The sequence below is a fragment of the Streptomyces sp. PA03-6a genome (assembly GCF_033792765.1).
GTDB lineage: Bacteria > Actinomycetota > Actinomycetes > Streptomycetales > Streptomycetaceae > Actinacidiphila.
The window spans coordinates 1-22,653 of the sequence record NZ_JARAVK010000115.1; the positions used below are offsets into that span (position 1 = coordinate 1).

Below are 22,653 nucleotides of genomic sequence, written 5' to 3' on the forward strand. Positions count from 1 at the left end.
ATCAAACTTGGCCCGTAACACAAGGACAGGCAGACGCACAGGCATGACCCACCGTCCCACCAACTCCAGCAGAACAAGCAGTAATTGAAATACAAGCCCTATGTGCGACTGTGTGATGCCGCTCCTTCCATGGCCAGGAAGTCGAGCATTTCCTTGGCGTAGATGTCCCGGTACTCGGAGAACGGCATCCTACGGCTGCCCCGGGCCAGCTCGAGGAGCTCCTCGACCAACTCGGGGGTGTGCACTGCGTACGCGGCGAGCAGAGAGCGTAGATCGTTGATGGAGATGCCGACCTCACCGGCCTCGATCCGGATCAGCTTGCTCGGCGACCACTCCATCCTCTCAGTGACCTGGCGCTGCGTCAGGCGGGCGGAGGATCGCGCTCTGCGTAGTTCGGTGCGCAGGCGAAGACGCTGAACTGCCGCGTTACCCCTGGCCGCTGTTGTCATGTCATCTCCCGTCTGCAATACAGCAGATTGCATCACGCGGAGCGGATGCCGCAATCAGGGGTACCGCAATGAGAGTTCACGCATGGCTCATGGAGGCACTGTTTGGCGTACCACATGTCCATTGCGAAACTTTTCCCACACCAGCATCAGAATTAACTGTTCGCCCTGACCTTTGACGCTGCCATGTATCCCCGCGGGGTTCCTCCGCCGGGCCTGGTGGCTGCCGTGGGGCGTGCGGTAGGAAGACCGAATGACACAGCCTCCCGTCTGCGGCCCCGAAGGGCCCCTGCGTGCCGCGGTCGTCGCCGGTGGGTCGGCGCCTGTGCGTGCCGTTCTCTTCGACTTCTCCGGGACGCTGTTCCAGATCGCGTCGTACGCGGACCGGATCCGCGCGGTGCTCGAACGGCCCGTGGGCGATACGGAGATGGACCGGCTGCTGGACGGGCTGGAGGCGGGGCTCACGGATTCCGAGGTGGTGCGTGCGCAACGGGGCCGGGACGTCTCCTCGAAGGCGCACCGTCACGCTTTCACGACGTGGTACGCCTCCGTTGCCGAACTCGCCGCGTACGCCGACGCGCTCTACGAGCAGCTGCGGGCGCCCGGCCACTGGGTGCCGTACGCCGACGCCGGGGACACGCTGGAGGCCTTGCGGGGCGCGGGCATCGCCATGGGCGTCGTCAGCGACGTGGGCTGGGATCTGCGGCCGACCTTCGCCCATCACGGGCTCGACCACCACTTCTCGGCGTGGGTGCACTCCTACGCGTACGACACCGAGAAGCCCGACGCCGTCCTGTTCGGGCACGCCTGCCGTCAACTGGGCGTCGATCCGGCCGAGACGCTCATGGTGGGCGACCACCCGGCCAAGGACGGCGGCGCGGCCGGCGCGGGACTGCGTTCGTACGTGCTGCCCGCAGGCGCTGCCCCCGGCGGGCACCGGGGGCTGGACGCGGTGCTCCGGCTGGCCGGGGTGCGGTCGTGAGCGGCCCGGGGCACCTCACACGTGGCAGGTGGGCCGGGCCTCCTTCCTGGCCGCCTCCGCCTTCAGGGCTCCTGGTTCGAGGAGGGGTGAGGGCGATGTCCGTGCGCCGCCCGCAGGGTGTTCAGGCCCGGCTCCACTCGATCTTCAGCTCGCGCCCCAGTGCCCGCCCGGCCTCGGCGGCGGGCCGGCGGGTGGCGGGGTCGAGCGGGTTCGTGCCGATCGCCGCCAGTGACGCCTCGTCCGGTTCGACCACCGCGACCTCGGCGCCCGCGGCCCGTAGGTCCGCCAGGGCCCGCTCCAGGGGCAGTTCGCTGGGGAACAGGTCGGTGGTCCCCATCGGCGCGATGGCCAGCACGCGCGACGCGCCCCCGGCGTAGTCGGCGTTCGTGGCGGACCGTACGCCGCCGTCGACGAAGCGGCGCCCCTCGATCGTCACGGGGGGCCAGATGCCCGGCACGGCGCAGCTCGCCGCGACGGCGTCCACGAGGCCCACGCCGCAGGAGCCGTCGAAGACGCGCGGCTGCCCCGTCTCCGCGTCCACGGCGACGATCCGCACCGTCCGTGAGGCGGGCCAGTCGTGTGAGGGGAGACGGGACTCGATCACCCGCCGCCGTTCCGCCTCCGGCACGGTCCCGGCGCCCAGGGCGTACCTGCCGACCGCGCGCCGCATGTCGGGGACGGAGGTCGCGCCCTGCAGCACGTCGGCGATGCCCGCGCCGAAGTTCGCCAGGTCCACGTCCGCCATGATCTCGGCCGACTGCAGCTCCGGCTCGGTCTGCCGGGCGTAGAGCTCCTGCAGCGACAGCCCGCTGCCCAGTTGCGCCGCGACCGTCGCCCCCGCCGACGTCCCGACCAGCACGTCGGCTCCCGTCACGTCCTGCCCCGCGTCCGCGAGCCCCGTCAGCAGTCCGGTGATCCAGGCGATCCCCGCGACGCCCCCGCCACCGAGCACCAGTGCGTCGGTCATCTTCCGCCCTCTCCCTCGGCGTTGCCCTCGTCGACCCTCGTCCCATCCTCTCCCATGGCGGCCGGATCATCCGGTTCCGCGAAGAGGACGAGTGTCGTCGGCCACCCAGCGTGACGCGCTGGTCACGTGGGCTCCCTGATCGTGGATCCCTTCGTGCGGATATAAGATGAATCGCCCGGGCGGTGCGCGGCGGAGACCTCCGTGGACCCCGGCCGCCGCGGCCCGAGGTGACGCCATGCGGAGCGATTCCCGCGTCCGCCACAGGAACGTCCGGAGTGGTGACCATGTCCGAGACACTGATTCCTCCCCGGCCGGTGATCGGCCCCACGATCGGCCCGGCGTTCGGCGCCACGACCGGCACCGCGGCGCAGCCCGCGCCGGCCCTGCGCCCGCACCGGGACCGGGTGGCGCCCACCCCGACGCCGGCCTGCGAGGAGAGCACCACCGCGGGCATCTCGTACACCGAGCCCCCGGAGGTCCCGAAGACCTGGGAGATCGTGGCCCTGGTGGCGATCTTCGCCGTCACGCTCCTGATCGCCGTCGGGATGTTCGGCAGGGTCCTGACGCTCTGACCGGTCGTCGGCGGCACACGGTCCAGGACGCCGGAGCGCCCCTTCTCAGCTCGGGGCCGGTGACCCGGCCGGATGCCCGACGGACGGGGCGGACCGGGCGGCGGTGCCGTGGCCCGCGCTCTGCGCGCCCACGAGATCGAGCCCGGCCTCCAGTTCGTCCAGGGCCCGCCGGGCGGCGGCGAGACGTTCCCGCAGGTGGTCGGGCGGCGGCCCGCCCTCGGTCGGCCGGGGCGGCGCCTCGCGCTCGCGCTCCAGTTGCCTGGCCTCCTCCAGTGAGCTGATGACCACGCCGATGAGCAGGTTGACCAGCACGAACGAGCCGAGCAGCACATAAGACGCGTAGTAGAGCAGGCTCCAGCGCGAGATCTCCAGGCCGCCCCGGACGGCGTCGCCGATGCCGTCGAGGGTGATCAGCAGGAAGAGCGACAGGGCGGCCCGCCCGACGGACCCGTAGTGCTCGGGGTCGTCGTCGGCGAAGAAGACCCAGCCGGTCATGGCGTAGACGTACAGCAGCATCGTGCCGACGAGCAGGAAACTGACCGTGCCCGGCAGGCTCTTGCCGACGGCCACGATGATGATGCGCAGCTGCGGCAGGAAGCGGGCGGCGCGCACGACCCGGGCCAGCCGCAGCAGACGCAGCACCGTGGCGTTCTCGCGCGCGAAGGGCAGGTAGGCCAGCGTCACCACGGCCAGGTCGAAGACGTTCCACGGGTCGCGGAGGAAGTCCCTGGGGCGGTCGGCGTGGGCGCAGGCCCGTAGGACGACCTCGGCGGTGAAGGCCGCCAGGAAGGCGTGCTCCACCAGTTTCAGGGGGCCGTGCCAGCGTGCGGCGATGCCGTCGTAGGTCTCGACGCCGAGGACGGCCGCATTGGCCAGGACGAGGGCGAAGACGGTGACGCCGAACCACTCGGAGTCGACGACGCGACGGCAGCGCGCGGCGAGCGCACGGCCCGGGGGAGTGGCGGTGTGTTCTGCCATGTGCGTGTACCCGGTCCTCCGCTGGCGCCTGCCTGTTGACCCGACTGAAGTGGATCTTATGGCCGGCGGGCGGGCCCACGGGTCCGCAGACGCACTCAACTTCCCTTCGGGAGGCGTCGGTTCAGTGAGCCCTGGCACCGACGGGGCGCGGTGCGGGGTGGTCGGGGCCGGCGAGCGCGTCGTCGCCGTAGAGGTCCCTGACCCAGGGGGTGTGGTAGACGGTGTCGAGGTAGCGTTCGCCGAGGTCGGGGGCGATGGCGACCGCCGTGAGGGCGTCGTGGCCGCGGTCGGCGAGCCAGTCGGTGGCGGCGCTGACGACGGTTCCGGTGGAGCCGCCGAAGAGGAAGCCGCGGCGGGCCAGGCGGTGGCAGGTGCGGATGGCGTCCGCCTCCGCGACGTGGACGACCTCGTCCACGTACGCGGTGTCGAGCAGCGGCGGGCGGACGCTCGTGCCGAGCCCGGGGATCATGCGCCGGCCGGGGGCGCCGCCGAAGGTGACCGAGCCCGCGGTGTCGACGGCCACGACGCGGACGCGGGGATGGTGGCGGCGGAAGTAGCGGGCGCAGCCCATCAGCGTGCCGGTCGTGCCCGCGCCGACGAACAGGACGTCCAGGGCGGGGAAGCGGGCGGCGATGGCCGGGGCGGTCGTGCGGTAGTGGGCCCGGCCGTTGTCGGGGTTGGTGTACTGGTTCAGCCACACGTAACGGTCGTCGGCGGCGCACAGCGCGCGGACGTGGTCGATGCGGGCCCGTAGCCAGCCCCCGACGGGAGCGGGTTCGGTGATCAGGTGCACCCGGGCGCCGAGGGCGGCGATCATCTGCCGGGTGGCCAGGTTGCAGCGGGTGTCGGTCACGCACACGAAGCGGTGGCCGCGGTTCGCGGCGATCATGGCCAGGGCCACGCCGAGGTTGCCCGACGAGGACTCGACCAGGACCGAGCCGGCCCCGAGGCGTCCGCTGCGCTCGGCGGCCCCGATCATGGCGGCGGCCGCCTTGAGTTTGATCGACCCCGCGAAGTTGAAGCCCTCGCACTTGAGGAACAGCCGCTGCGCGAGGACGGGTTCGAGGTCGACGTACAGATCGTCCTCGTTGAAGTCCTGGGGTGCGGATATGACCGGCACGGTGTCTCCTTCCGGGGGGTGCTTCCAGTGACACCCATCGGGAGCTGTCCGTCATGTCACCGGAATCCGTGACTTGACGCCGACCGGGAGCGCCGTTATGGGCGGGCGCCGAACGGGCGGGGCGGGCGGATTGTCGGGACGTACGCCGCCGCGTCAAGTACCGAATTGCCGGGGCAGGACAGGCCGTCGGCTCCGGTGCCTACTGGAGGGCGGCGCCCCCGGCACACCGACGACCCGACGCCACCGCACCGCACCGGAAGGACGACCCCGATGGACACGTACGCGCACACCGGCCGCAGGTTCTGGCACTCCATGGTGACCACCGGCGGGTTCACCTCGATACCGCGCTGGAACTGCCGGCCGTCCCCACCGGGCACCGCCGTGCACCGGCTGGGGCTCCCGGACGGGCTGGTGGCGGCCTTGCGACGGCAGGCGTACCGCCTCGGCGTGCCGCTGCGCTCGATGCTGCCGGCCGCGCACGCCAAGGTGCTGGCGGCCCTGTCGGGGGAGGCGGAGGTGGTCACCGGCTACGCCGTCGGGGACGGGAGGGTGCTCCCGTGCCGGCTGTCGGCGGCCGCCGCCACGTGGCGCGGGCTGGTGCTGGCCACGCACCGCGTGGAGGCGCAGGTGCTGGCCTTCCAGGACTACCCGGTCGGTGATCTGAGCCGGGAGCTCGGGATGACCGGCCCGCTGTTCGAGACCGTCTGCGACCCGGCGGGCGTGGGCGCCGGTCCGGCCGGCGGCGCGGACGGCGCGCCGGACGGGTCCACGGTGCTGCGGGTGGGCCTGGGCGCCCACGAGGGCCGTCCGGTACTGGAGCTGGGCTACCGCACCGACGTGCTGGACGAGCCGGCGGCAGCCCGGATCGCCGGCTACCACCTGACCGCCCTCACCCTGATGGCCGCCGACGTCGACGCCGAGCACGCCCGCCAGAGCCTGCTCACGGCGGAGGAGACCCGGCTGCAGCTCGACGGGATGGCGGGGCCCCGGCGCAGGCTGCCCGACCGGCGCTTCCACGAGCTCTTCGAGGAGCGCGCGGCACGCCGGCCCGAGGCGGTGGCGGCGGTCCACGCCGGCCGGCGGTGGACGTACGGGGAGCTCAACGCCCGCGCCAACCGCCTGGCCCACGCCCTGCTGGCCCGCGGGCTGCGGGCCGAGGACGTGGTCGCGGTGGTCACCGGGCGGAACCTGGACTGGCTGGCCGCGGTGCTGGCCGTGCTCAAGGCCGGGGGCGCGTACCTGCCCGTCGAGCCGCACCTGCCGCCCGGCCGGATCGCCGCCGTCCTCACCCGCGCCGCCTGCACGACCGTCATCACCGAGCACGGCAGCACCGACGCCCTGGAACGGGCCCTGGCCGGGCTGCCCGGCACCACGACCGTCTTCGTGGAGGAGGCCCGCGCGGAGGAGCACCCGCCGTCCGATCCCGGTGTCCCCGTGGCCGGCGACCAGCTGGCGTACGTGTACTTCACCTCCGGCTCGACCGGGGAGCCCAAGGGCGCGATGTGCGAGCACGCCGGATTCCTCAACCACCTCTACGCCAAGATCGACGACCTCGGCATCGGGGAGGGCCAGGTCGTCGCCCAGACCGCGCCGCAGAGCTTCGACATCTCCCTGTGGCAGCTGACCGCCCCGCTGCTGGCCGGCGGGCGGGTCCTCGTCGTCGGGCAGGACGTGGTCCTGGACGCCGACCGCTTCCTCGACACGGTCGCCGGGGAACCGGTCGAGGTGCTGCAGCTCGTCCCCTCCCACCTGGACGTCGTGCTGTCCGCGCTGGAGAGCCGGCCGCGGCGCCTGCCGGACCTGCGGTGCGTCTCGGTGACCGGGGAGGCGCTGAAGAAGGACCTCGTCGAGCGCTGGTTCGCCGCCGTGCCGGGGACCCGGCTGGTGAACGCGTACGGGCTGACCGAGACCAGCGACGACACCAACCACGCGGTCATGGACCGTCCCCCCGAGTCCGACTGGGTCCCCGTCGGCCGGCCGGTCAACAACGTCCGCGTGTACGTCGTCGACGAGCACCTTGCGCCCGTCCCGCTGGGTGCCCCCGGCCTGATCGCGTTCTCGGGGATCTGCGTCGGCCGGGGTTACGTGAACGACCCCGAGCGCACCCGCGAGGCCTATCTGCCCGACCCCCACCACCCCGGGGCATGGCTCTACCGCAGCGGTGACGTCGGCCGCTGGCATCCCGGGGGCCGGCTGGAGTTCCTCGGCCGGACAGACGGCCAGGTGAAGATCCGCGGCTTCCGCATCGAGATCGGCGAGATCGAGAACACCCTCACGCGCGCCGACGGCGTCCGTGACGCCGCCGTGGTCCTGACCGGTCACGGGACCCGGCTGGCCGCCTTCTGCACCGGGGACCGGCCGACACCTGCGGCCGCGCTCCACGAACACCTGGCGGCGGCGCTGCCCGCCTACATGATCCCGGCGGCCTTCCACTGGCTGGAGCGCCTGCCGCTGACCGGCAACGGGAAGACCGATCGCGAGGCCCTGGCCGCGCTCGCCGGCCGTGCGGACCCCGCCGGTGCACACCAGCCCCCGCACACGGCGGCCGAACGCCGCCTGGCCACAGCGTGGGCTCAGGCGCTCGGAATCGCGGAGTACCGCGTCGGCCGCGGTGACCACTTCTTCGACCGGGGCGGCACCTCACTGGCCGCGGTGCGCCTGGCGATCCTGCTGGACCGCGACGTCACCCCCGCGGACGTCAACGCCCACCCGGTGCTGGCCGACCTCGCAGGGACTCTGGAGGCCCGGCGGCGCGTGGGCGGGCCGCAGGACGGGGAGCTCAGGCAGCCGGGGGCCGGCACTGCCGGAGGTCCGCCGGCACCGGTCCGTCGACACCCGGCACCGGGGGCGGCGCCGGGCGCTGGCACGCGGGGCACAGCTGATGCCCCCGCGCCGTGATCCGGGTGCCCCACCCGAGGCAGACCGCGCAGCTGCGTGCCGCGGCCAGGTCGGGATGCGGGACGGCGGGAGCGGAGCGTGCTCCGTGGGACATCCGGGACTCCTTGGGGTGCACGGAGAGGCGGCATGATGTCGAGCCTTATGAGCTCTTTATCCAGGTATAAGCGGAATGCCCCATTTTGGACAAACGCCGTGCGTCACCGATCGTGCACCGTACGTGACGACTGTGCGGCGGTCCCGCCGCCCGCAACGGGAATGACATCGTCCGTCCGGCGGTTGCACACGACGCGGGTGACCGGTGGCGGGAGTACGCGACCTGGCGCCGTGGGGACCGCGCAGCGGTCCGGCCCCCACGAGGCCGCCGGGGAGCGGCGACCGGCACCCGCCTCATTCCCGCGCCGGTCCGGCCCCCATCCGGGCCGGCGCAGGCTGCTTCCCCGGGGATTGTCGGTGCCGGGTGGCACCGTGGACACCATGGACGAGGTGATACACCCCAGGGTCTACGGCGCCGACGTGGACGACCCGCATCCGGGCCCCAAGCCGGGGCACGTCTACCGGGAACTGGTCGGCGGCCCGCTGGACGGGCTGCTGCTCGACGTGACCGGCTGGACCGCGCCGCAGCACTCGGCGGGCGCGGAGCTGCGTACCGACATCGGCCGCTTCGGCCCGGGCGGCCGCGCCCGGTACGCCCCTCGCGACGGGGACACCGGCCACTGGGACTGGCACGGCGACAGTCGCTGACCGCCCCGGCGTCGCGGACGCCCCGTCACGGTCGCGTCCACCGGGCCGGGTTGCCGCGGGGGCCCCGGGTGGGTCAGTCCGGCTCGCCGGATCGCGCCCCCGGGTGTCTGATGAACACAGCGGTCCCGGGGCCCCGGAGTGGCCCCCGGTTCGGTCCCGGGCCGCTCTTCCCGCCGTGCCCGGCCCTGCCCTGCCCGGACGACCCTGCGCCCGCCGCGGAGTTCACGGGCGCGTGGCCGACGCAGCGGGTGGGCGAGCGCACCGGCGGCGAGCCCGGAAGGGCCGCCCGTTACGGCTTCCTGGCCATCCCGGCGGCGATGAGACGCTCCCAGACGGTGAGTTCACGCTCGGAGTCGCCGATGCGGGAGACACCGTCGCTCGCGTCCGGGCGCCACAGCGACGCGGGGACGATCCCCGGCTCCAGGACCTCCAGGCCGTCCAGCAGGTCCTCGATCTCCTTGTCGGTGCGCCAGCGCCCCCGGCCGAAGGTCTGCTGGAGGATGCGCTCCGACTCGGCGGTCTCCGGGTTGTTGCCGGACCGGAAGTGGCTGACGAAGAAGTAGCTGCCGGAGGGCACTTGGTCGCGCCAGTAGCCGACGATGCCCGCCGGGTCCTCGTCGTCGTTGACGTGGTGGAGGATGGCGCTCAGGATGACGGCGACGGGCTTGCCGAAGTCGATCACCTCGAGGGTGTCCGGGTGGTTCCGGATGACCTCGGGTTCGCGGATGTCGGCCTGGATGACGCGCGTGTCGTCGTTCTGCTCCAGCAGCGCCCGGCCGTGGGCGAGCACGATCGGGTCGCTGTCCACGTACACCACCGTGGAGCCGGGGGAGTGGCGCTGGGCGACCTGGTGGACGTTGTCCGCGGTCGGCAGACCGCTGCCCAGGTCGACGAACTGGCGTACACCGGTCGTGGTGGCGATCTCCCGGATCGCGCGGATCAGTGCAGCGCGGTTGGCGAAGGCGATCGCCACCGAGCCGGGCAGGTCCTTCTTGAACACGTCGCCGATCTCCCGGTCGACGGCGTAGTTGTCCTTGCCGCCGAGCAGGTAGTCGTAGACGCGTGCGATGCTTGGTCTGGTCTGGTCGACCCAGGAGACGTCGTCCGTCATGACACCCATCCTTCTCCGCGATGACGCCGGGCAACCGTCATCCTAGGGAAGATCGTGGGCAGTTCACCCCCGGCGGTGGTGCTCAGCCCATGCGGTCGACGAGGCGGGTCAGGATCCGGCCGGTGTTGCGGGGCGGCTGCGACTCGGCGGCGAGCCGGTCCATGACGGTCAGGTAGTGCTCCACGTCGTCCTGCTTGTCCAGGTAGAGCGCGCTCGTCAGCTGCTCCAGGTAGACGATGTCGGGCAGGTCCGGCTCCGAGAAGCGCAGGATGGTGACGGGGCCGCCGGCGGCGGCCAGACCGCCGATGTCGAACGGGGCGATCTGCAGCGTCACGTTGGGGAGCGCGGCGACCTTCATCAGGTGCTCCAGCTGACCACGCATCACCTCGACGCCGCCGAGCGGCCGGTGGAGGCAGGCCTCGTCGAGCACGACCCACAGCTGCGGCGCGTCCGCCTTGGCGAGCAGGTCCTGACGGGTCATCCGCAGGTCGACACGGCGGCTGATCTCCCGCTCGGTCGCGCGGGGGTGGCCGAGCCTGGTGACGGCCCGGGCGTACGCCTCGGTCTGCAGCAGGCCGGGGACGAACTGCACCTCGTAGGTGCGGATGGTGTGGGCGGCCTCCTCAAGGCCGATGTGCGTCTCGAACCAGCTCGGCAGGACGTCGGCGTACTGGTGCCACCAGCCGGGGGTGTTGGCCCGCAGTGCGAGCCCCAGCAGGTCGGCGCGCTCCTGCGCGTCGGTCACGCCGTACAGGGTGAGGAGGTCGGCGACGTCGCGCTCCTTGAACCCCACCCGGCCCAGCTCGAGGCGGCTGATCTTCGCGTGCGACGCGCGGATCGCCTCGCCGGCCGCCTCGCGGCTGATCTGCCGGGATTCGCGCAGCCGGCGCAGCTGCGTGCCCAGGACGATGCGGAGCACCGTCGGCCCGCCGCGCTGCGCGGCGAGCGGCGAACCGGTGGCGGGCTCGTGGCCCGGCCGGGCGGCAGTCATGTCGGATCCCCCTGGACGACTGGTTGCGGATTCAGTGTTCCATCGCCGGGCCCGTCAGTACAGGCACATCCGCATCGCGACGACGTGCCCGGTGCCCACCGCGCCGGTGTCCGGCGCACCCGCCGGGAGTAAAGGGGCGGCCGGGACGGTTGTCGTCGGCATGCACGGTGAGTACAAGGTGCCCGGTGGGAAGCTCGTGGTCGTGGACCTCGACGACCACGACGGGATGCTCCGCAATGTTCGCGTCGCAGGCGACTTCTTCCTCGAGCCGGACGAGGCGATCGCCGCCATCGACCGGGCGCTCGAGGGCGCGCCCGCCGACACCGACGCCGCCGGCCTCGCGGCCCGGATCGAGGCGGCCCTGCCCGAGGGGACGGTGATGTACGGCCTGACCGCGGAGGGGGTCGCCGTCGCGGTACGGCGGGCCCTCGCCCAGGCCACGGACTGGACGGACTACGACTGGCAGCTGATCCACGAGGGACCGCAGTCCCCGGCCCTGCACATGGCCCTCGACGAGGTCGTCACCGCGCAGGTCGCGGCCGGCCGCCGGCCCCCGACCCTGCGCGTGTGGGAGTGGGGCGGTCCCGCGGTCGTCATCGGCAGCTTCCAGTCCCTCGCCAACGAGGTCGACGCGGAGAACGCCGAGCGCCACGGCCTGACCGTCGTGCGGCGGATCTCGGGCGGCGGCGCGATGTTCGTGGAGCCCGGGAACACCATCACGTACTCCCTGTCGGTGCCCGCCTCCCTGGTGTCGGGGCTCTCCTTCGCCGACTCCTACGCCTACCTCGACGACTGGGTGCTCGACGCCCTCGGGGACATGGGCATCAAGGCCTGGTACCAGCCGCTGAACGACATCGCCACCGAGGCCGGCAAGATCGCCGGCGCCGCGCAGAAGCGCGTGGTCGCCCCCGACGGGGGCGCGGGTGCGGTCCTCCACCACGTGACGATGTCCTACGACATCGACGCCGACAAGATGCTCCAGGTGCTGCGCATCGGACGCGAGAAGATGTCCGACAAGGGCACCCGCAGCGCCCAGAAGCGCGTCGACCCGCTGCGCCGCCAGACCGGGCTGCCGCGCGAGGCCGTCATCGACCGGATGATCGACTCCTTCCGCGCCCGCTACGGCCTCACGGACGGGAGCATCAGCGCCGAGGAGCTGGCGCGCGCGGAGGAACTCGTCGCCGCGAAGTTCGGCACCGCGGAGTGGACCGCTCGCGTGCCGTGACGCACGCACCCGGCCCGCGCCCCGTGTGTTTGACTCGTCAAGCATATGTCTATGCTTGACGAGTCAAAGATGTGGGGTGCGGGCCTGCCGGCGCGGACCCCGGAACCCCCCGGGCGTCCGTCCGCGCACCAGAAAGACGAACCACCATGCAATTCGGCATCTTCGGAGTCGGCGACGTCACCCGCGACCCGGTCACCGGACGCACGCCGAGCGAGGCGGAGCGCATCGACGCCATCGTGCGCATCGCCCGGCGCGCGGACGAGCTGGGACTGGACGTCTTCGCCATCGGCGAGCACCACAACCCGCCGTTCATCCCCTCCTCGCCCACCACGATCCTGGGGCACATCGCGGCGCTCACCGAGCGGATCACGCTGAGTACCTCCGTCACACTGATCACGACGAACGACCCGGTGCGCATCGCGGAGGAGTACGCGATGCTGCAGCACGTCGCCAAGGGCCGGGTCGACCTCGTCCTCGGACGCGGCAACACGGCGCCGGTCTACCCCTGGTTCGGGCAGGACATCCACCGGGGTGTCGAACTCGCCCTGGAGAACTACAACCTGCTGCACCGACTGTGGCGGGAGGACGTGGTCGACTGGGAGGGCAACTTCCGCTCCGCCCTGCAGGGCTTCACCTCCACCCCACGCCCCCTGGACGACGTGCCGCCCTTCGTGTGGCACGGCTCCATCCGCACGCCCGAGATCGCCGAACAGGCCGCCTACTACGGCAACGGCTTCTTCGCCAACAACGTCCTGGCGCCGTACGGGCACTTCGAACGGCTCGTCGCCTTCTACCGCCAGCGGTTCGCGCACCACGGGCACGGCGCCCCGGAGCAGGCGGTCGTCGGCCTCGGCGGCCAGGCCCACATCGCCCGGCGTTCGCAGGACGCGGTCGCGGCGTTCCGCCCGTACTTCGAGGGCCACCCGCTGTTCCGCGGGCACTCGCTGGACGAGTACCGCAAGCTCACACCGCTGTCGGTGGGCAGTCCGCAGGAGGTCATCGACAAGACGATGGACTTCCGGGAGCGCTTCGGCGACTACCAGCGCCAGTTGTGGAACGTGGACGGCATGGGGCAGCCCGTCGAGGTCGTCCTGGAGCAGATGGAGCTGCTGGCCACCGAGGTGGTGCCGGTGCTCCGCAAGGAGATGGCCTCGCTGCGCGCCCCGGGCGTGGCGGACGCGCCCACGCACGCGAGCCTGGTGCGGGCGAAGTACGGGGACGCCGAGCCGCGGCAGCCGCGGCCGAACCCCAACCGCGGGGACAACGTCACCGGCGCCTCCCCGTACCAGGACAATGATCCGTCGGTCGCCGCGCACCGGCCCCTGGCGGGCTGAGCCATGAGCACCGGCACCCCGGCCGCCGACGCGTCCGCCGCCCGCCCGCTCAGCCTCGTCGTCGTCGACGCGGGGGTCAGTGATCCCTCGTCGTCGCGGCTGCTGGCCGGCCGCACCGCCCACCGGGCCGTCGCCGCGCTGCGCGAGCAGGGGCGTACGGCCACGACCCGGTCGATCGGACTCGGTCCGCTCGCCGTCGACATCGCCCGGGCGATCGTCTCCGGGCACCCCGGTGAGGACCTGCAGGCGGCGATCGGCGAACTGGCCTCCGCGGACGGCGTGATCACCTCCACCCCGGTCTACACCGCGGGGGTGAGCGGCCTGTTCAAGTCGTTCTTCGACGTCCTGGACGGCGACCTGTTCGTCGCCAAGCCCGTCCTGCTCGCCGCGACGGCCGGCAGCGCGCGTCATGCGCTGGTGGTCGAGGACCAGGTCCGCCCCATGTTCGCCTACCTGCGCGCCCTCTCCGTCCCGACGTCGGTCTTCGCCGCCCCCGAGGACTGGGGCGCGTCGGCGCTGGGGGACCGCATCGGCCGGGCGGCCGTCGAGCTCGCGGCGCTGATGGCCAGCGGGGTCGCCGACACGATCGCGGACCGCGCCTGGTCCGGCTACCAGCACCGCTTCGGCGGCAACGCCACGCGTGCCGAACGCACCGCCGCCGACGTCGACTTCGACACCCCGCTCATGCGCCTGGCCGCCGGGGGAGCCCCGTTGCGGAAGGAAGGCCCCGCCGGCTGACCGCCGAGGCGATCCCGCCGCGCCGGGGCCGGAGCCGGAGCCGGGAGCTGAGGTGTCCGGCGGCGTACCAGCCGGCGTGGGCCAGGGCGGCGCCCGCGAGGGCGTCCAGGACGTAGTGGTTGGCGGTCAGGACGACGGTGGCGTCCATCGACACGGTGAGCGCGACGGCGAGGACGCGGAGCCAGACCTTCCGGGTGGCGGCGAGGACCGCCAGCGTCATGAGCAGGTTCCAGCCGACGTGCAGGCTCGGCATCGCCGCGTACTGGTCGGTGAAGGCGGGCGGCTGCAGCACGCGGTAGGCATGGGACTGCTGGGTGACGGTGTCCGTCATGCCCGGCGCCGCCAGTCGCGGCGGGGCCACGGGGAACGCGGCGAAGACGACGAGCCCGGCCGCGCCCGAGAACAGCATCGCGCCGGCCGCCCGGGTGTACACCTCCGGGTGCCGGGAGAGCAGCCACAGCAGGGTGAGCGCGATGACCGGCCAGTGGCCGAAGATGTAGATCCAGTTGAGGACCCGCGTGAGGGTGCGGTCGTCGACGACCAGGTCCTGCAGCGGGGACTCCCAGCCCAGGTGCAGGAACCGTTCGGTGGCCTGGACCCGGGCGGCGTTGTGCAGGGCCGTGCCCTGCGAACCGTCGGTCAGGCCCCGGACGCCGAAGTAGCCGATGACGGCGGCCACGACGACCGCGCTCCGCGGGACCAGCCGGGACGCGGTGGCGGCCGGGGGCCCGTCATGGGCCGCCCGGCAGGAGACGGCGTCGTACGCCAGGTGGCGGGCGCGGTGCGCGTAGGGCGCGATGACGCTCATCGCGGGGTCCGCAAGCCCTGCCGGTCACTCTGGGTTCCCGGGTGCGACTCCGCGCGGACTCCGGCACCCGCGAGCGGGGCCCGCCACAGCGGGACGACGATCCGGCTGCCGTCGGTGTTTCTGCCACTGCCGTCCGACGAGGGGAGTGGGCCGTTCATTTCTGCCTCCGGTTCAGTTGTGCTCGAACGCATCGCAACAACTGGGAGTTTCGTTTCCCGTATTCCGGAGGGTCGTGGTGGGGAAGATCACAGGAAGTCGTCGCGATGCGCCGGCCATGGCGCGGCATGGGGGATCACGGGAGGCCGGGCGTTTCTTCCCTGAGGGCAAAGTGAACTGACCATGCGTCCGATGAGAGGTGTCATCGCTGCTCACGCGCAAGGTGCCCGACGTGGAGTTGACAGGGAACGGCGACCGGTATCTACTTGACGCTGCAAGCATCTGGGATGGGTGCGGCTTCCGTGCGCCCTCCGGGGATTTCCGGCGAGGAATGCGGGGCATACCTGCGACAGGCCTTTCCGCGGCGATGAATCGGTGCCCGTGGACGCGGAATTTGGCACCGTCCCCGTTTCCGGCGGGTCGCTCGTGAGTGGCGCCCGGCGATGGCGGCGCCGTGCCGATTTGCCGATCCCCTGCGGCACTTCTACGGTCATGGGACAGGGTCCATCACCTTGCGTGAGGGGACGGCCGTGGTCACCGTCAGTGATGCCTTCTACCGAATCCTGCGCCATCACGGGGTGAAGGGGGTCTTCGGCAATCCCGGGTCCAACGAGCTCTCGTTCCTCACCGGGCTGCCCGAGGACATCCCCTACTACCTGGCCCTCCAGGAGGGCGCCGCGATCGCGATGGCCGACGGCTTCGCCCAGGCGTCGGACACGACCGGCTTCCTCAACCTGCACGCCGCCTCGGGCACCGGCAACGCGATGGGCTGCATGACCAACACGGCGAGCTGCCACACCCCGATGGTCGTCATGGCCGGCCAGCAGTCCCGGCGCTACGTCCCCGTGGGCGCGATGCTCACCAACGTCGACCCGACCAAACTCTGCGACCCGCTGGTCAAGTGGTCCGGCGAACCGCCGCGGCCGCAGGACGGCCCGGCACTGGTCTCCAAGGGCCTGATGCTCGCCGGCTCCGCGCCGCGCGGCGTGGTCTACCTGTCCGTACCGCTGGACGACTGGAACGAGCCCGCCGAGGAAGGCGACCTGGCCCGCCTCATGGACCGCGGGGTCGAGGGCAGCCCCGTGGTGGCGCCGCGCGTGCTGGACGCGCTGGCCGGCGTGCTGGACCGCGCCGCGTCGCCGGTGCTCGTCCTCGGCCCGGGAGCCGACACCGAGACCGGCTTCCCCGCGGCGGTCGCGCTGGCCGAACGGGCCCGGCTCCCCGTCTGGGTGGCCCCCAGCCCGCCGCGGGCGCCGTTCCCCACGCGACACCGCTGCTACCAGGGCCAGTTGCCGTCCGCCGTCGGCGCGGTCGCGGAGGTGCTCTCCGGTCACGACGTCGTCCTGTGCTTCGGGGCGCCCGTCTTCCGGTACCACGCGCCCAGCGGCAGCGACTTCCTGCCGCCGGGCGTCAGCGTGTACGGCGTCACCGACGACCCGGACGAAGCGGCCCGCGCCCCCTTCGGCCGCCTCGCCGTGGGCGACCCGTCCGACGCCCTGGTGCGTCTGGCCGAGGCGGCCGCCCCGGGCGACCGGCCCTGGCCCCCCGGGCGCACCGTCGCGGCGGCGGACACCTCCGGGCCCGCGTTCACCGCCGAGGCGATCCTCGACGCGATCGAGCGCGGCAAGAGCGACGACACCGTGTTCGCCCTCGAGTGGACGTCCGCGGACATGGCGCGCGACCGGCTCACCATCACCCGGCCCAAGTCGCTGTTCTACCCTGCCTCCGGCGGCCTGGGCTGGGGCCTGCCCGCCGCCATCGGGCTGCGGCTCGGCCGTCCCGAGCGGCCCGTCGTCGCCCTGATCGGCGACGGGGCCATGCAGTACACCCCCTCCGCCCTGTGGACCGCCGCCCGCTACCGGGTGCCGGTCACCTTCGTGGTCTGCAACAACCGCAGGTACCGGGCGCTGGAGGAGTTCTCCCGGCTCCTCCACGTCCCGGAGGGCGACTACCTGGACATCTCGGGCATCGGCGTCCTGGACCTCGCCCGCGGCTACGGCCTGGAGGCGCACCGCGCGGAGGACCTCCAGGACCTGACGGACTTCGTGCACCAGGGGCCGACCGCCCAGGTCCCCCGGCTCGTCGAGGTCCACCAGCGCTGAAGGGGCCGCCGGCGTCCCGTCAGGAGCGGGCGACGATCGCCTCCTTCGCGGGCGTGTGCCCGGCCGCGCTCCGACGGGGCACCAGCCATGCGGCGAGGACCGCCCCCAGTCCGGCGAGAGCGAGCACGCCGAAGCCGTACGTGTACCCGGACTCGGCGGGCAGTCCGCCCTCGCCGACGCGGGCGCCGACGATCCCGCCCATGAGCGCGGCGCCCAGGGCGCCGCCGATGGTGCGGAGGTTGGCGTTGACACCGCCCGCCACTCCCGTCTGCTCGGGGCGGACGGCGGCCACGACGACGTTCGACATCGTGGCGACGGCTCCCCCGAAGGCGGCGCCGAGCAGCACCATCGCGACCACCACCTGCCACGCGCGGTCGTGCCGGAAGGCGAGCCCGGCCAGCGCGACCACGTCGAGCACGGCCGCTGCGGTGAGCACCGTGCGCGCGCCGAGCCGGCGCGTCAGTCGCACCGACACCGGACCGGAGACGGACATCGCCACCGTCATCGGCAGCAGGAGCAGCCCGGCCCGGGTGACGCCCGCCCCGAAGCCGTAGCCGCTCTCCGGGGGGTTCTGCAGGAAGGCGGGCATGAAGCCGAGCACGGCGAAGACGCCCGTGCCGAGCAGCAGCGAGACCAGATTGGTGGTCCACACCGCGGGGACGCGCAGCATGCGCAGGTCGACCAGCGGGCTCGCGGAGCGGCTCTCCGTCACGACCCAGGCCGCGGCGAGCGCGACGGCCGCGACCAGGGGGCCGGTCACCCTGCCCGACGACCACCCCCACGCCGAGGCCTGGGTCAGCGGTACGAGCAGTGCGAGCAGCCAGCCGGCCATGAGCAGGGCGGACACCCAGCTGACGGACCCGTCGTTCCGGGACGGCGAGGGCGGCACCACCAGCCGTGCCGCCACCGCGGCGACGGCGGTGAGGGCCATCGGGACCCAGAACAACGCCCGGATGCCCAGGGCGTCGTCGAGCGGTCCGGCCAGGACGACGCCGATGCCGCCGCCCACCGCGGTCAGCGCCGACGCGAGACCGATCGCGCCGGGGATCCGCTCCCGTGGCAACTCGTCGCGGATGATCCCGAAGGCGAGCGGCAGGACGCTGCCGCCGATGCCCTGCACGGCCCGTCCGGCGATCATCACGGTGATGTCCGTGGCGACCGCCGAGAGCAGCGAGCCCGCGGCGAGCGCGGCGAGTGCCACGACGAGCATCCGGTCCTTGCCGTACCGGTCGCCGAGGCGTCCGACGACGGGTGTGAAGACGGACGCCGACATGAGGAAGGCGGTGACGACCCAGGTGATGAGCGTCTGTGTGGTGCGCAGTTCCTCCTGCAACCGGGGAAGCACCGGGTTGATCAGCGACTGGAGCAGGGCGAAAGTGAAGACGCCCAGCAGGACGACGGCCAGGACGGCGCGCGGGCGCGCGGGACGCGGGGGAGCAAGGGGTGGCATGGGGCCTTCTCTGCGAACGGGTGCGGGTTCCGCCGGTCCCGGCGCCCGGGAGGTCGGGGCGGCACTCGGGCCCCGGAGAAAGATGCCAAGCAGATCTTATGTAGGTAAGATGATCTGTCAAGCAGACTATATGCGGCACCGAGGTGAATTAGGGTGTCCTCGTGACTTCACAGCGCAGCCTCGGTGCGGAGGTACCGGAGAGCGGACCGTCCGGACTGGACGGCGACTTCGGCTTCGCCATCGGCGCGGTCTTCCGCGCCTACGCGAAGGCGGTCGACGCCGCTGTCGGTGACATCCCCGGGGGCCCCCGCGGCTACTTCGTGCTCGCGGCCGCCGTCTCGGGCGAGGCGGGCAGCCAGAAGTCCCTCGCCGAACGCCTCGGGGTCGACCGGACGGTCATGACCTACCTCCTGGACGACCTGGAGGAGGCCGGTCTGGTGGAGCGCAGGCCCGACCCCGCCGACCGCAGGAGCCGGCACGTGTTCGCCACCGAGCGCGGCGCCGAACGCTGGGAGGAGTTGCGTGCCCGGGTCGGCCTGGTCGAGCAGCAGCTGCTCGGCGTGCTGCCGGAGGAGTCGCGGGAGGCGTTCCACGGCATGTTGTGCACCCTCGCCCGTCATGTGACCGGGCGCGACCCGATGGTCGACCCCTGCCAGGTGGTCGTCGAGTTCGGCATCGCCGAGGAGTCGGCGCGGGCACCACGCCGCGGACGGCGGCGTCCCGCGAACTGACCGTCAGGGGTGCCGTGGTGGCGCCCCCGCTCCACTGCTGCCGCCGCCGTCCGTCCGGATGGCGGCGGCTTCGTCTTGGAGGGCCGAGGAATGCGTGCGCCCGCAGATGTGCTGCAATATATATTGTTTGCGAGGCAGATAAGCTGTCCGGCAGCATACTTAGAGGGGCGAGGTCATGCCCGACCACGGTCACGAGCTCCTGCTCGGCACGTTCATCACCCCGACCGCCCACGACCCCGCGCAGGCCGTGGCCCTGGCCGAACTCACCGAGGCGTCGGGCCTGGACGTCGCGACGTTCCAGGACCACCCCTACAACCCGGACTTCCTCGACACCTACACGCTTATGACCTGGGTCGCGGCGCGGACGAGCCGGCTGCGCGTCTCGGCGAACGTCACGAACCTGCCCCTGCGCCCGCCCGCGATGCTCGCGCGTACGGCGGCGAGCCTGGACCTCCTGTCCGGAGGGCGGTTCGAACTCGGCCTCGGCGCAGGCGCCTTCCCCGACGCCGTGCACGGCATGGGCGGCCGCCGCCTGACGCCGGGCCAGGGGACCGAGGCGCTCGAGGAGGCCCTCGACGTCATCCGCGGCGTGTGGGACGGCGACGCTCCCGGCCCCCTGCGCTTCCAGGGCCGGCACCACACCGTCCCCGGGATGAAGCGCGGCCCGCGCCCCGCCCACGACATCGGCGTCTGGCTCGGCGCCTACAAACCGCGGATGCTGCGCCTGACGGGCCGCAAGGCCGACGGATGGCTGCCCACCCTGGAGTACCTGCGGACCCCGGGGATGGCGGAGGCCGGCAAGACGATCGACGAGGCGGCGCTCGCGGCCGGCCGCGACCCCGGGGAGGTCCGGCGCCTGCTCAACGTCCTCCGGGTGGACTTCTCCCCGGTGCGGCGCGGCCACCTCCAGGGCCCGCCGGCGCAGTGGGTCGAGGAACTGCTCCCGCTCGTCCTGGAACACGGTTTCTCCGGCTTCTTCATCGGCCGGGACGACCCGCACGTGATCCGAACCTTCGGCGAGGAGGTGGCGCCCGCGCTGCGCGAGGCCGTCGCACGCGAACGGGCCGCCGCGGGCACGGGCACCGCCCCGCGGCGCCCGGCGGTCGCCCTCGCCGCGCGCCACGACACGCTCGACTACGACGCCGTCCCCGAGTCCCTGGCCGGCAAGGTCGTCGAACCGGGCGACCGCGGCTACGAGGACGTGCGCCACACCTACACCCGCACCGGATCGCCCGCCCTGGTCGTCCGTGCGGAGAGCGCCGACGACGTGGTGGCGGCCCTCGCCTACGCGCGCGGCCAGGACGCCGCCGTCGCGGTGCGCAGCGGCGGTCACGGCATCAGCGGCCGTTCCACGAACGACGGCGGGGTCGTCATCGACCTCTCCGCGATGAACGCCGTCGAGGTCCTCGACCGGTCCACCGGCCGGGTCCGCATCGAGCCCGGCGCGCGATGGGGGGACGTCGCACGCGCCCTCGCCCCGTACGGCCTGGCCATGAGCTCCGGCGACTACGGCGACGTCGGCGTCGGCGGGCTCGCCACGGCGGGCGGCATCGGCTACCTGGCCCGCAAGTACGGCCTCACCATCGACCACGTCACCGCGGCCGAGATCGTCGTCGCCGACGGCCGCAAGCTCCGCGTCGACGCCGGGCACCACCCCGACCTCTTCTGGGCGATACGCGGCGCGGGCGGCAACTTCGGCGTCGTCACGGCCTTCGAGCTGGAGGCCTACGAGGTCGAGGACGTCGCCTACGCCACGCTCGTCGTCGACGCGACCGACACAGCGGACTTCCTGATGGAATGGGGGCGTCTGGTGGAGGCCGCCCCGCGGGAGATCAGCAGCTTCCTGTCGCTCTTCCCGGGACGGCGCGGCGCGCCGGTGACCGCGCGGATCACCCTGGTGTACGCGGGCGACGACGTCGAGGAGGCGCAGCAGGCCCTCACGCCGTTCCTGGGCACCGGGCCGGTCCTCGATCAGCAGGCCCAACTCGCCCCGTACCACGCGATCGTGGCGCCGACCGGAAACCGGCACCGCGGGCAGGGCCTGGAGGACACGCGCAGCGGACTGCTCGCGCACATGACCCGCGAGGCGGCGGAGACCGTCGAGGCGATGATGAAGTCCGGCGACCTCCTCATCATGCAGTTCCGCTCGATGGGCGGTGCCGTGCACGACGTGCCCGCCGACGCGACGGCCTGGTCGCACCGCACCCAGGAGTTCTCCGTGCTCGCCGCCACCGCGCCGGACCTCGTCCCGCGCATGAACGCCCAGTGGGCCCGTCTGTACCCGCACTTGGACGGCATGTACCTGAGCTTCGAGACGGACACCGACCCGGCCCGCCTCCAGGACGCCTTCCCCGAGCCGGCCCTCACGCGGCTGCGCCGGACCAAGGCCGAGTGGGACCCGGGGAACGTCTTCAACCGCAACTTCCCCATCCCGCCCGCCACGTCCTCCGACGGCGGCACGGCCGGACGGTAGGCCCACGGCCGCGATCGCCCGGGCCGCTGAGGGGTCCTGAGCGACGCCATCCGGAGTGGGTTCTCCGGTTGGTAGGCTGGGCGTATGGCAGCGACCGAGAGCCCCCGATCCGCAGAACGGGGACTGCGCGCGGACGCCGTGCGCAACCGGCAGCGGATCGTGGCGGCCGCGCGTCAGATCTTCGAAGAGCGGGGCCTGGACGCGCCGTTGGACGAGGTCGCCGAGCGCGCCGGGGTCGGCGCCGGCACGCTCTACCGGCGCTTCCCGACCCGCGAGGAACTGGTCGAGGCCGCTTTCGCGGAAGAGCTGACGCAGGTGGGAGCCATCGCCGAGGAGGCGCTGCTCTGCGAGGACCCGTGGACCGGCTTCACCACGTTCGTCGAGCGGCTGTGCGGGGCCATGGCGGCCGACCGCGGCATCAGCGACCTGCTCGTCCTCAGGCTTCCCAACTCGCGGGTGGCCGCCGGCTCCTGTGAGCGCCAGAACCGCGCCGTGGGCGAACTCGTGCGCCGGGCACAGGAGGCCGGAGCCCTGCGCGAGGACGTCGTTCCGGAGGACGTCCTCCTGTTCCTCATGGCGAACGCGGGCGTCATCGAGGTGACCCGGGGCGCCGCCCCCCACGCGTGGCGGCGCCTGGTGGCGTTCCTGCTGGAGGCGTGCAGGCCGGTCCACACCGGTCCGTTGCCGGCCGCGCCGACCCCGATGCAGACCCAGCGCGCGCTGCTGGGGAACGCGGAGGCCAAGGGCCTGCGGGCGCCGGGCCGCGAGGACCGCGGCCTCGGCTGACCGTACCGCCGGGCCTGTGCGGTGTTAGGTGCGTCACGGCGGAA

At 72.8% G+C, this 22,653-nt stretch carries 19 protein-coding genes; 11 read left to right on the forward strand and 8 right to left on the reverse strand.

Features of this window, described 5'->3' with window-relative positions; all coding sequences use genetic code 11:
* Positions 1-98: 98 nt before the first annotated feature.
* Positions 99-449: a helix-turn-helix domain-containing protein gene (locus tag PV350_RS25605; RefSeq protein ID WP_500336304.1), complete on the reverse strand. Its 351-nt coding sequence runs from the start codon at positions 447-449 to the stop codon at positions 99-101.
* Between the two features lie 250 nt (positions 450-699).
* Between PV350_RS25605 and PV350_RS25610 the strand changes: the two genes are divergently transcribed.
* Positions 700-1,428 carry an HAD family hydrolase gene (locus tag PV350_RS25610; protein WP_500336306.1) on the forward strand — a complete coding sequence of 243 codons (729 nt, stop codon included), beginning with the start codon at positions 700-702 and terminating at the stop codon, positions 1,426-1,428.
* A gap of 121 nt (positions 1,429-1,549) precedes the next feature.
* Here PV350_RS25610 and PV350_RS25615 read toward each other — a convergent pair whose 3' ends face one another.
* Positions 1,550-2,395 (reverse strand): patatin-like phospholipase family protein, encoded by an 846-nt coding sequence (locus PV350_RS25615; RefSeq protein WP_500336308.1) that lies wholly within the window; start codon positions 2,393-2,395, stop codon positions 1,550-1,552.
* A 284-nt stretch (positions 2,396-2,679) separates the two neighbouring features.
* Between PV350_RS25615 and PV350_RS25620 the strand changes: the two genes are divergently transcribed.
* Complete coding sequence (locus PV350_RS25620; protein WP_499515973.1) at positions 2,680-2,967, forward strand: DUF6480 family protein; 288 nt, start codon at positions 2,680-2,682, stop codon at positions 2,965-2,967.
* Positions 2,968-3,012: 45 nt separating this feature from the next.
* Here PV350_RS25620 and PV350_RS25625 read toward each other — a convergent pair whose 3' ends face one another.
* Together PV350_RS25625 and sbnA are read right to left on the reverse strand one after the other, a co-directional pair.
* Positions 3,013-3,945, reverse strand: a complete 933-nt coding sequence (locus tag PV350_RS25625) for an ion transporter (protein WP_500336310.1) — start codon at positions 3,943-3,945, stop codon at positions 3,013-3,015.
* Between the two features lie 121 nt (positions 3,946-4,066).
* Positions 4,067-5,065 carry a 2,3-diaminopropionate biosynthesis protein SbnA gene (sbnA, locus tag PV350_RS25630; RefSeq protein WP_499515975.1) on the reverse strand — a complete coding sequence of 333 codons (999 nt, stop codon included), beginning with the start codon at positions 5,063-5,065 and terminating at the stop codon, positions 4,067-4,069.
* A gap of 270 nt (positions 5,066-5,335) precedes the next feature.
* Here sbnA and PV350_RS25635 point away from each other — a divergent pair, with 270 nt between their 5' ends.
* Together PV350_RS25635 and PV350_RS25640 are read left to right on the forward strand one after the other, a co-directional pair.
* On the forward strand, positions 5,336-7,963 hold the full coding sequence (locus PV350_RS25635) for a non-ribosomal peptide synthetase (RefSeq protein ID WP_500336313.1): 2,628 nt from the start codon (positions 5,336-5,338) through the stop codon (positions 7,961-7,963).
* A 474-nt stretch (positions 7,964-8,437) separates the two neighbouring features.
* Positions 8,438-8,704, forward strand: coding sequence for a hypothetical protein (locus PV350_RS25640; protein WP_499515977.1), 267 nt, complete (start codon positions 8,438-8,440; stop codon positions 8,702-8,704).
* Positions 8,705-8,993: 289 nt separating this feature from the next.
* Here PV350_RS25640 and PV350_RS25645 read toward each other — a convergent pair whose 3' ends face one another.
* A complete protein-coding gene (locus tag PV350_RS25645) occupies positions 8,994-9,815 on the reverse strand; it encodes an SAM-dependent methyltransferase (protein WP_499515978.1) in 822 nt (273 codons plus the stop codon).
* An 82-nt stretch (positions 9,816-9,897) separates the two neighbouring features.
* On the reverse strand, positions 9,898-10,806 hold the full coding sequence (locus PV350_RS25650; RefSeq protein ID WP_500336316.1) for a Sco1979 family transcriptional regulator: 909 nt from the start codon (positions 10,804-10,806) through the stop codon (positions 9,898-9,900).
* A 160-nt stretch (positions 10,807-10,966) separates the two neighbouring features.
* On the opposite strand from PV350_RS25650, the gene lplAB reads away from it, so the two are divergent.
* The 3 genes from lplAB (at position 10,967) to PV350_RS25665 (ending at position 14,103) form a co-directional block, all read left to right on the forward strand.
* Positions 10,967-12,031, forward strand: coding sequence for a lipoate-protein ligase LplAB (lplAB, locus tag PV350_RS25655; RefSeq protein ID WP_500336318.1), 1,065 nt, complete (start codon positions 10,967-10,969; stop codon positions 12,029-12,031).
* Between the two features lie 146 nt (positions 12,032-12,177).
* On the forward strand, positions 12,178-13,365 hold the full coding sequence (locus tag PV350_RS25660) for a CE1758 family FMN-dependent luciferase-like monooxygenase (RefSeq protein ID WP_499515981.1): 1,188 nt from the start codon (positions 12,178-12,180) through the stop codon (positions 13,363-13,365).
* A gap of 3 nt (positions 13,366-13,368) precedes the next feature.
* On the forward strand, positions 13,369-14,103 hold the full coding sequence (locus PV350_RS25665) for a CE1759 family FMN reductase (protein ID WP_500336320.1): 735 nt from the start codon (positions 13,369-13,371) through the stop codon (positions 14,101-14,103).
* On the opposite strand, the gene PV350_RS25670 is transcribed toward PV350_RS25665, so the two are convergent.
* A complete protein-coding gene (locus PV350_RS25670) occupies positions 14,048-14,911 on the reverse strand; it encodes a phosphatase PAP2 family protein (RefSeq protein ID WP_500336322.1) in 864 nt (287 codons plus the stop codon). The genes PV350_RS25665 and PV350_RS25670 overlap by 56 nt on opposite strands.
* A 668-nt stretch (positions 14,912-15,579) precedes the next feature.
* Between PV350_RS25670 and mdlC the strand changes: the two genes are divergently transcribed.
* Complete coding sequence (gene mdlC / locus PV350_RS25675) at positions 15,580-17,169, forward strand: benzoylformate decarboxylase (RefSeq protein ID WP_500336324.1); 1,590 nt, start codon at positions 15,580-15,582, stop codon at positions 17,167-17,169.
* Between the two features lie 19 nt (positions 17,170-17,188).
* Here the strand turns inward: mdlC and PV350_RS25680 are convergent, their stop codons facing one another.
* Positions 17,189-18,619, reverse strand: a complete 1,431-nt coding sequence (locus PV350_RS25680) for an MFS transporter (RefSeq protein WP_500336325.1) — start codon at positions 18,617-18,619, stop codon at positions 17,189-17,191.
* A gap of 161 nt (positions 18,620-18,780) precedes the next feature.
* Here PV350_RS25680 and PV350_RS25685 point away from each other — a divergent pair, with 161 nt between their 5' ends.
* The 3 genes from PV350_RS25685 to PV350_RS25695 all read left to right on the forward strand — a co-directional run bounded on the left by PV350_RS25685 (position 18,781) and on the right by PV350_RS25695 (position 22,609).
* A complete protein-coding gene (locus tag PV350_RS25685) occupies positions 18,781-19,350 on the forward strand; it encodes a MarR family winged helix-turn-helix transcriptional regulator (protein ID WP_500336327.1) in 570 nt (189 codons plus the stop codon).
* A gap of 175 nt (positions 19,351-19,525) precedes the next feature.
* Positions 19,526-21,823, forward strand: coding sequence for an LLM class flavin-dependent oxidoreductase (locus tag PV350_RS25690; RefSeq protein ID WP_500336329.1), 2,298 nt, complete (start codon positions 19,526-19,528; stop codon positions 21,821-21,823).
* A gap of 84 nt (positions 21,824-21,907) precedes the next feature.
* Positions 21,908-22,609 (forward strand): TetR/AcrR family transcriptional regulator, encoded by a 702-nt coding sequence (locus PV350_RS25695; protein WP_500336331.1) that lies wholly within the window; start codon positions 21,908-21,910, stop codon positions 22,607-22,609.
* The last annotated feature ends 44 nt before the right edge of the window (positions 22,610-22,653 follow it).

Coding starts and splice junctions, on each gene's coding strand:
- PV350_RS25605 (WP_500336304.1), bottom strand. CDS start 449: ATGACAACAGCGGCCAGGGGTAACGCGGCAGTTCAGCGTCTTCGCCTG.
- PV350_RS25610 (WP_500336306.1), top strand. CDS start 700: ATGACACAGCCTCCCGTCTGCGGCCCCGAAGGGCCCCTGCGTGCCGCG.
- PV350_RS25615 (WP_500336308.1), bottom strand. CDS start 2,395: ATGACCGACGCACTGGTGCTCGGTGGCGGGGGCGTCGCGGGGATCGCC.
- PV350_RS25620 (WP_499515973.1), top strand. CDS start 2,680: ATGTCCGAGACACTGATTCCTCCCCGGCCGGTGATCGGCCCCACGATC.
- PV350_RS25625 (WP_500336310.1), bottom strand. CDS start 3,945: ATGGCAGAACACACCGCCACTCCCCCGGGCCGTGCGCTCGCCGCGCGC.
- PV350_RS25635 (WP_500336313.1), top strand. CDS start 5,336: ATGGACACGTACGCGCACACCGGCCGCAGGTTCTGGCACTCCATGGTG.
- PV350_RS25640 (WP_499515977.1), top strand. CDS start 8,438: ATGGACGAGGTGATACACCCCAGGGTCTACGGCGCCGACGTGGACGAC.
- PV350_RS25645 (WP_499515978.1), bottom strand. CDS start 9,815: ATGACGGACGACGTCTCCTGGGTCGACCAGACCAGACCAAGCATCGCA.
- PV350_RS25650 (WP_500336316.1), bottom strand. CDS start 10,806: ATGACTGCCGCCCGGCCGGGCCACGAGCCCGCCACCGGTTCGCCGCTC.
- lplAB (WP_500336318.1), top strand. CDS start 10,967: ATGCACGGTGAGTACAAGGTGCCCGGTGGGAAGCTCGTGGTCGTGGAC.
- PV350_RS25660 (WP_499515981.1), top strand. CDS start 12,178: ATGCAATTCGGCATCTTCGGAGTCGGCGACGTCACCCGCGACCCGGTC.
- PV350_RS25665 (WP_500336320.1), top strand. CDS start 13,369: ATGAGCACCGGCACCCCGGCCGCCGACGCGTCCGCCGCCCGCCCGCTC.
- PV350_RS25670 (WP_500336322.1), bottom strand. CDS start 14,911: ATGAGCGTCATCGCGCCCTACGCGCACCGCGCCCGCCACCTGGCGTAC.
- PV350_RS25680 (WP_500336325.1), bottom strand. CDS start 18,619: ATGCCACCCCTTGCTCCCCCGCGTCCCGCGCGCCCGCGCGCCGTCCTG.
- PV350_RS25690 (WP_500336329.1), top strand. CDS start 19,526: ATGCCCGACCACGGTCACGAGCTCCTGCTCGGCACGTTCATCACCCCG.
- PV350_RS25695 (WP_500336331.1), top strand. CDS start 21,908: ATGGCAGCGACCGAGAGCCCCCGATCCGCAGAACGGGGACTGCGCGCG.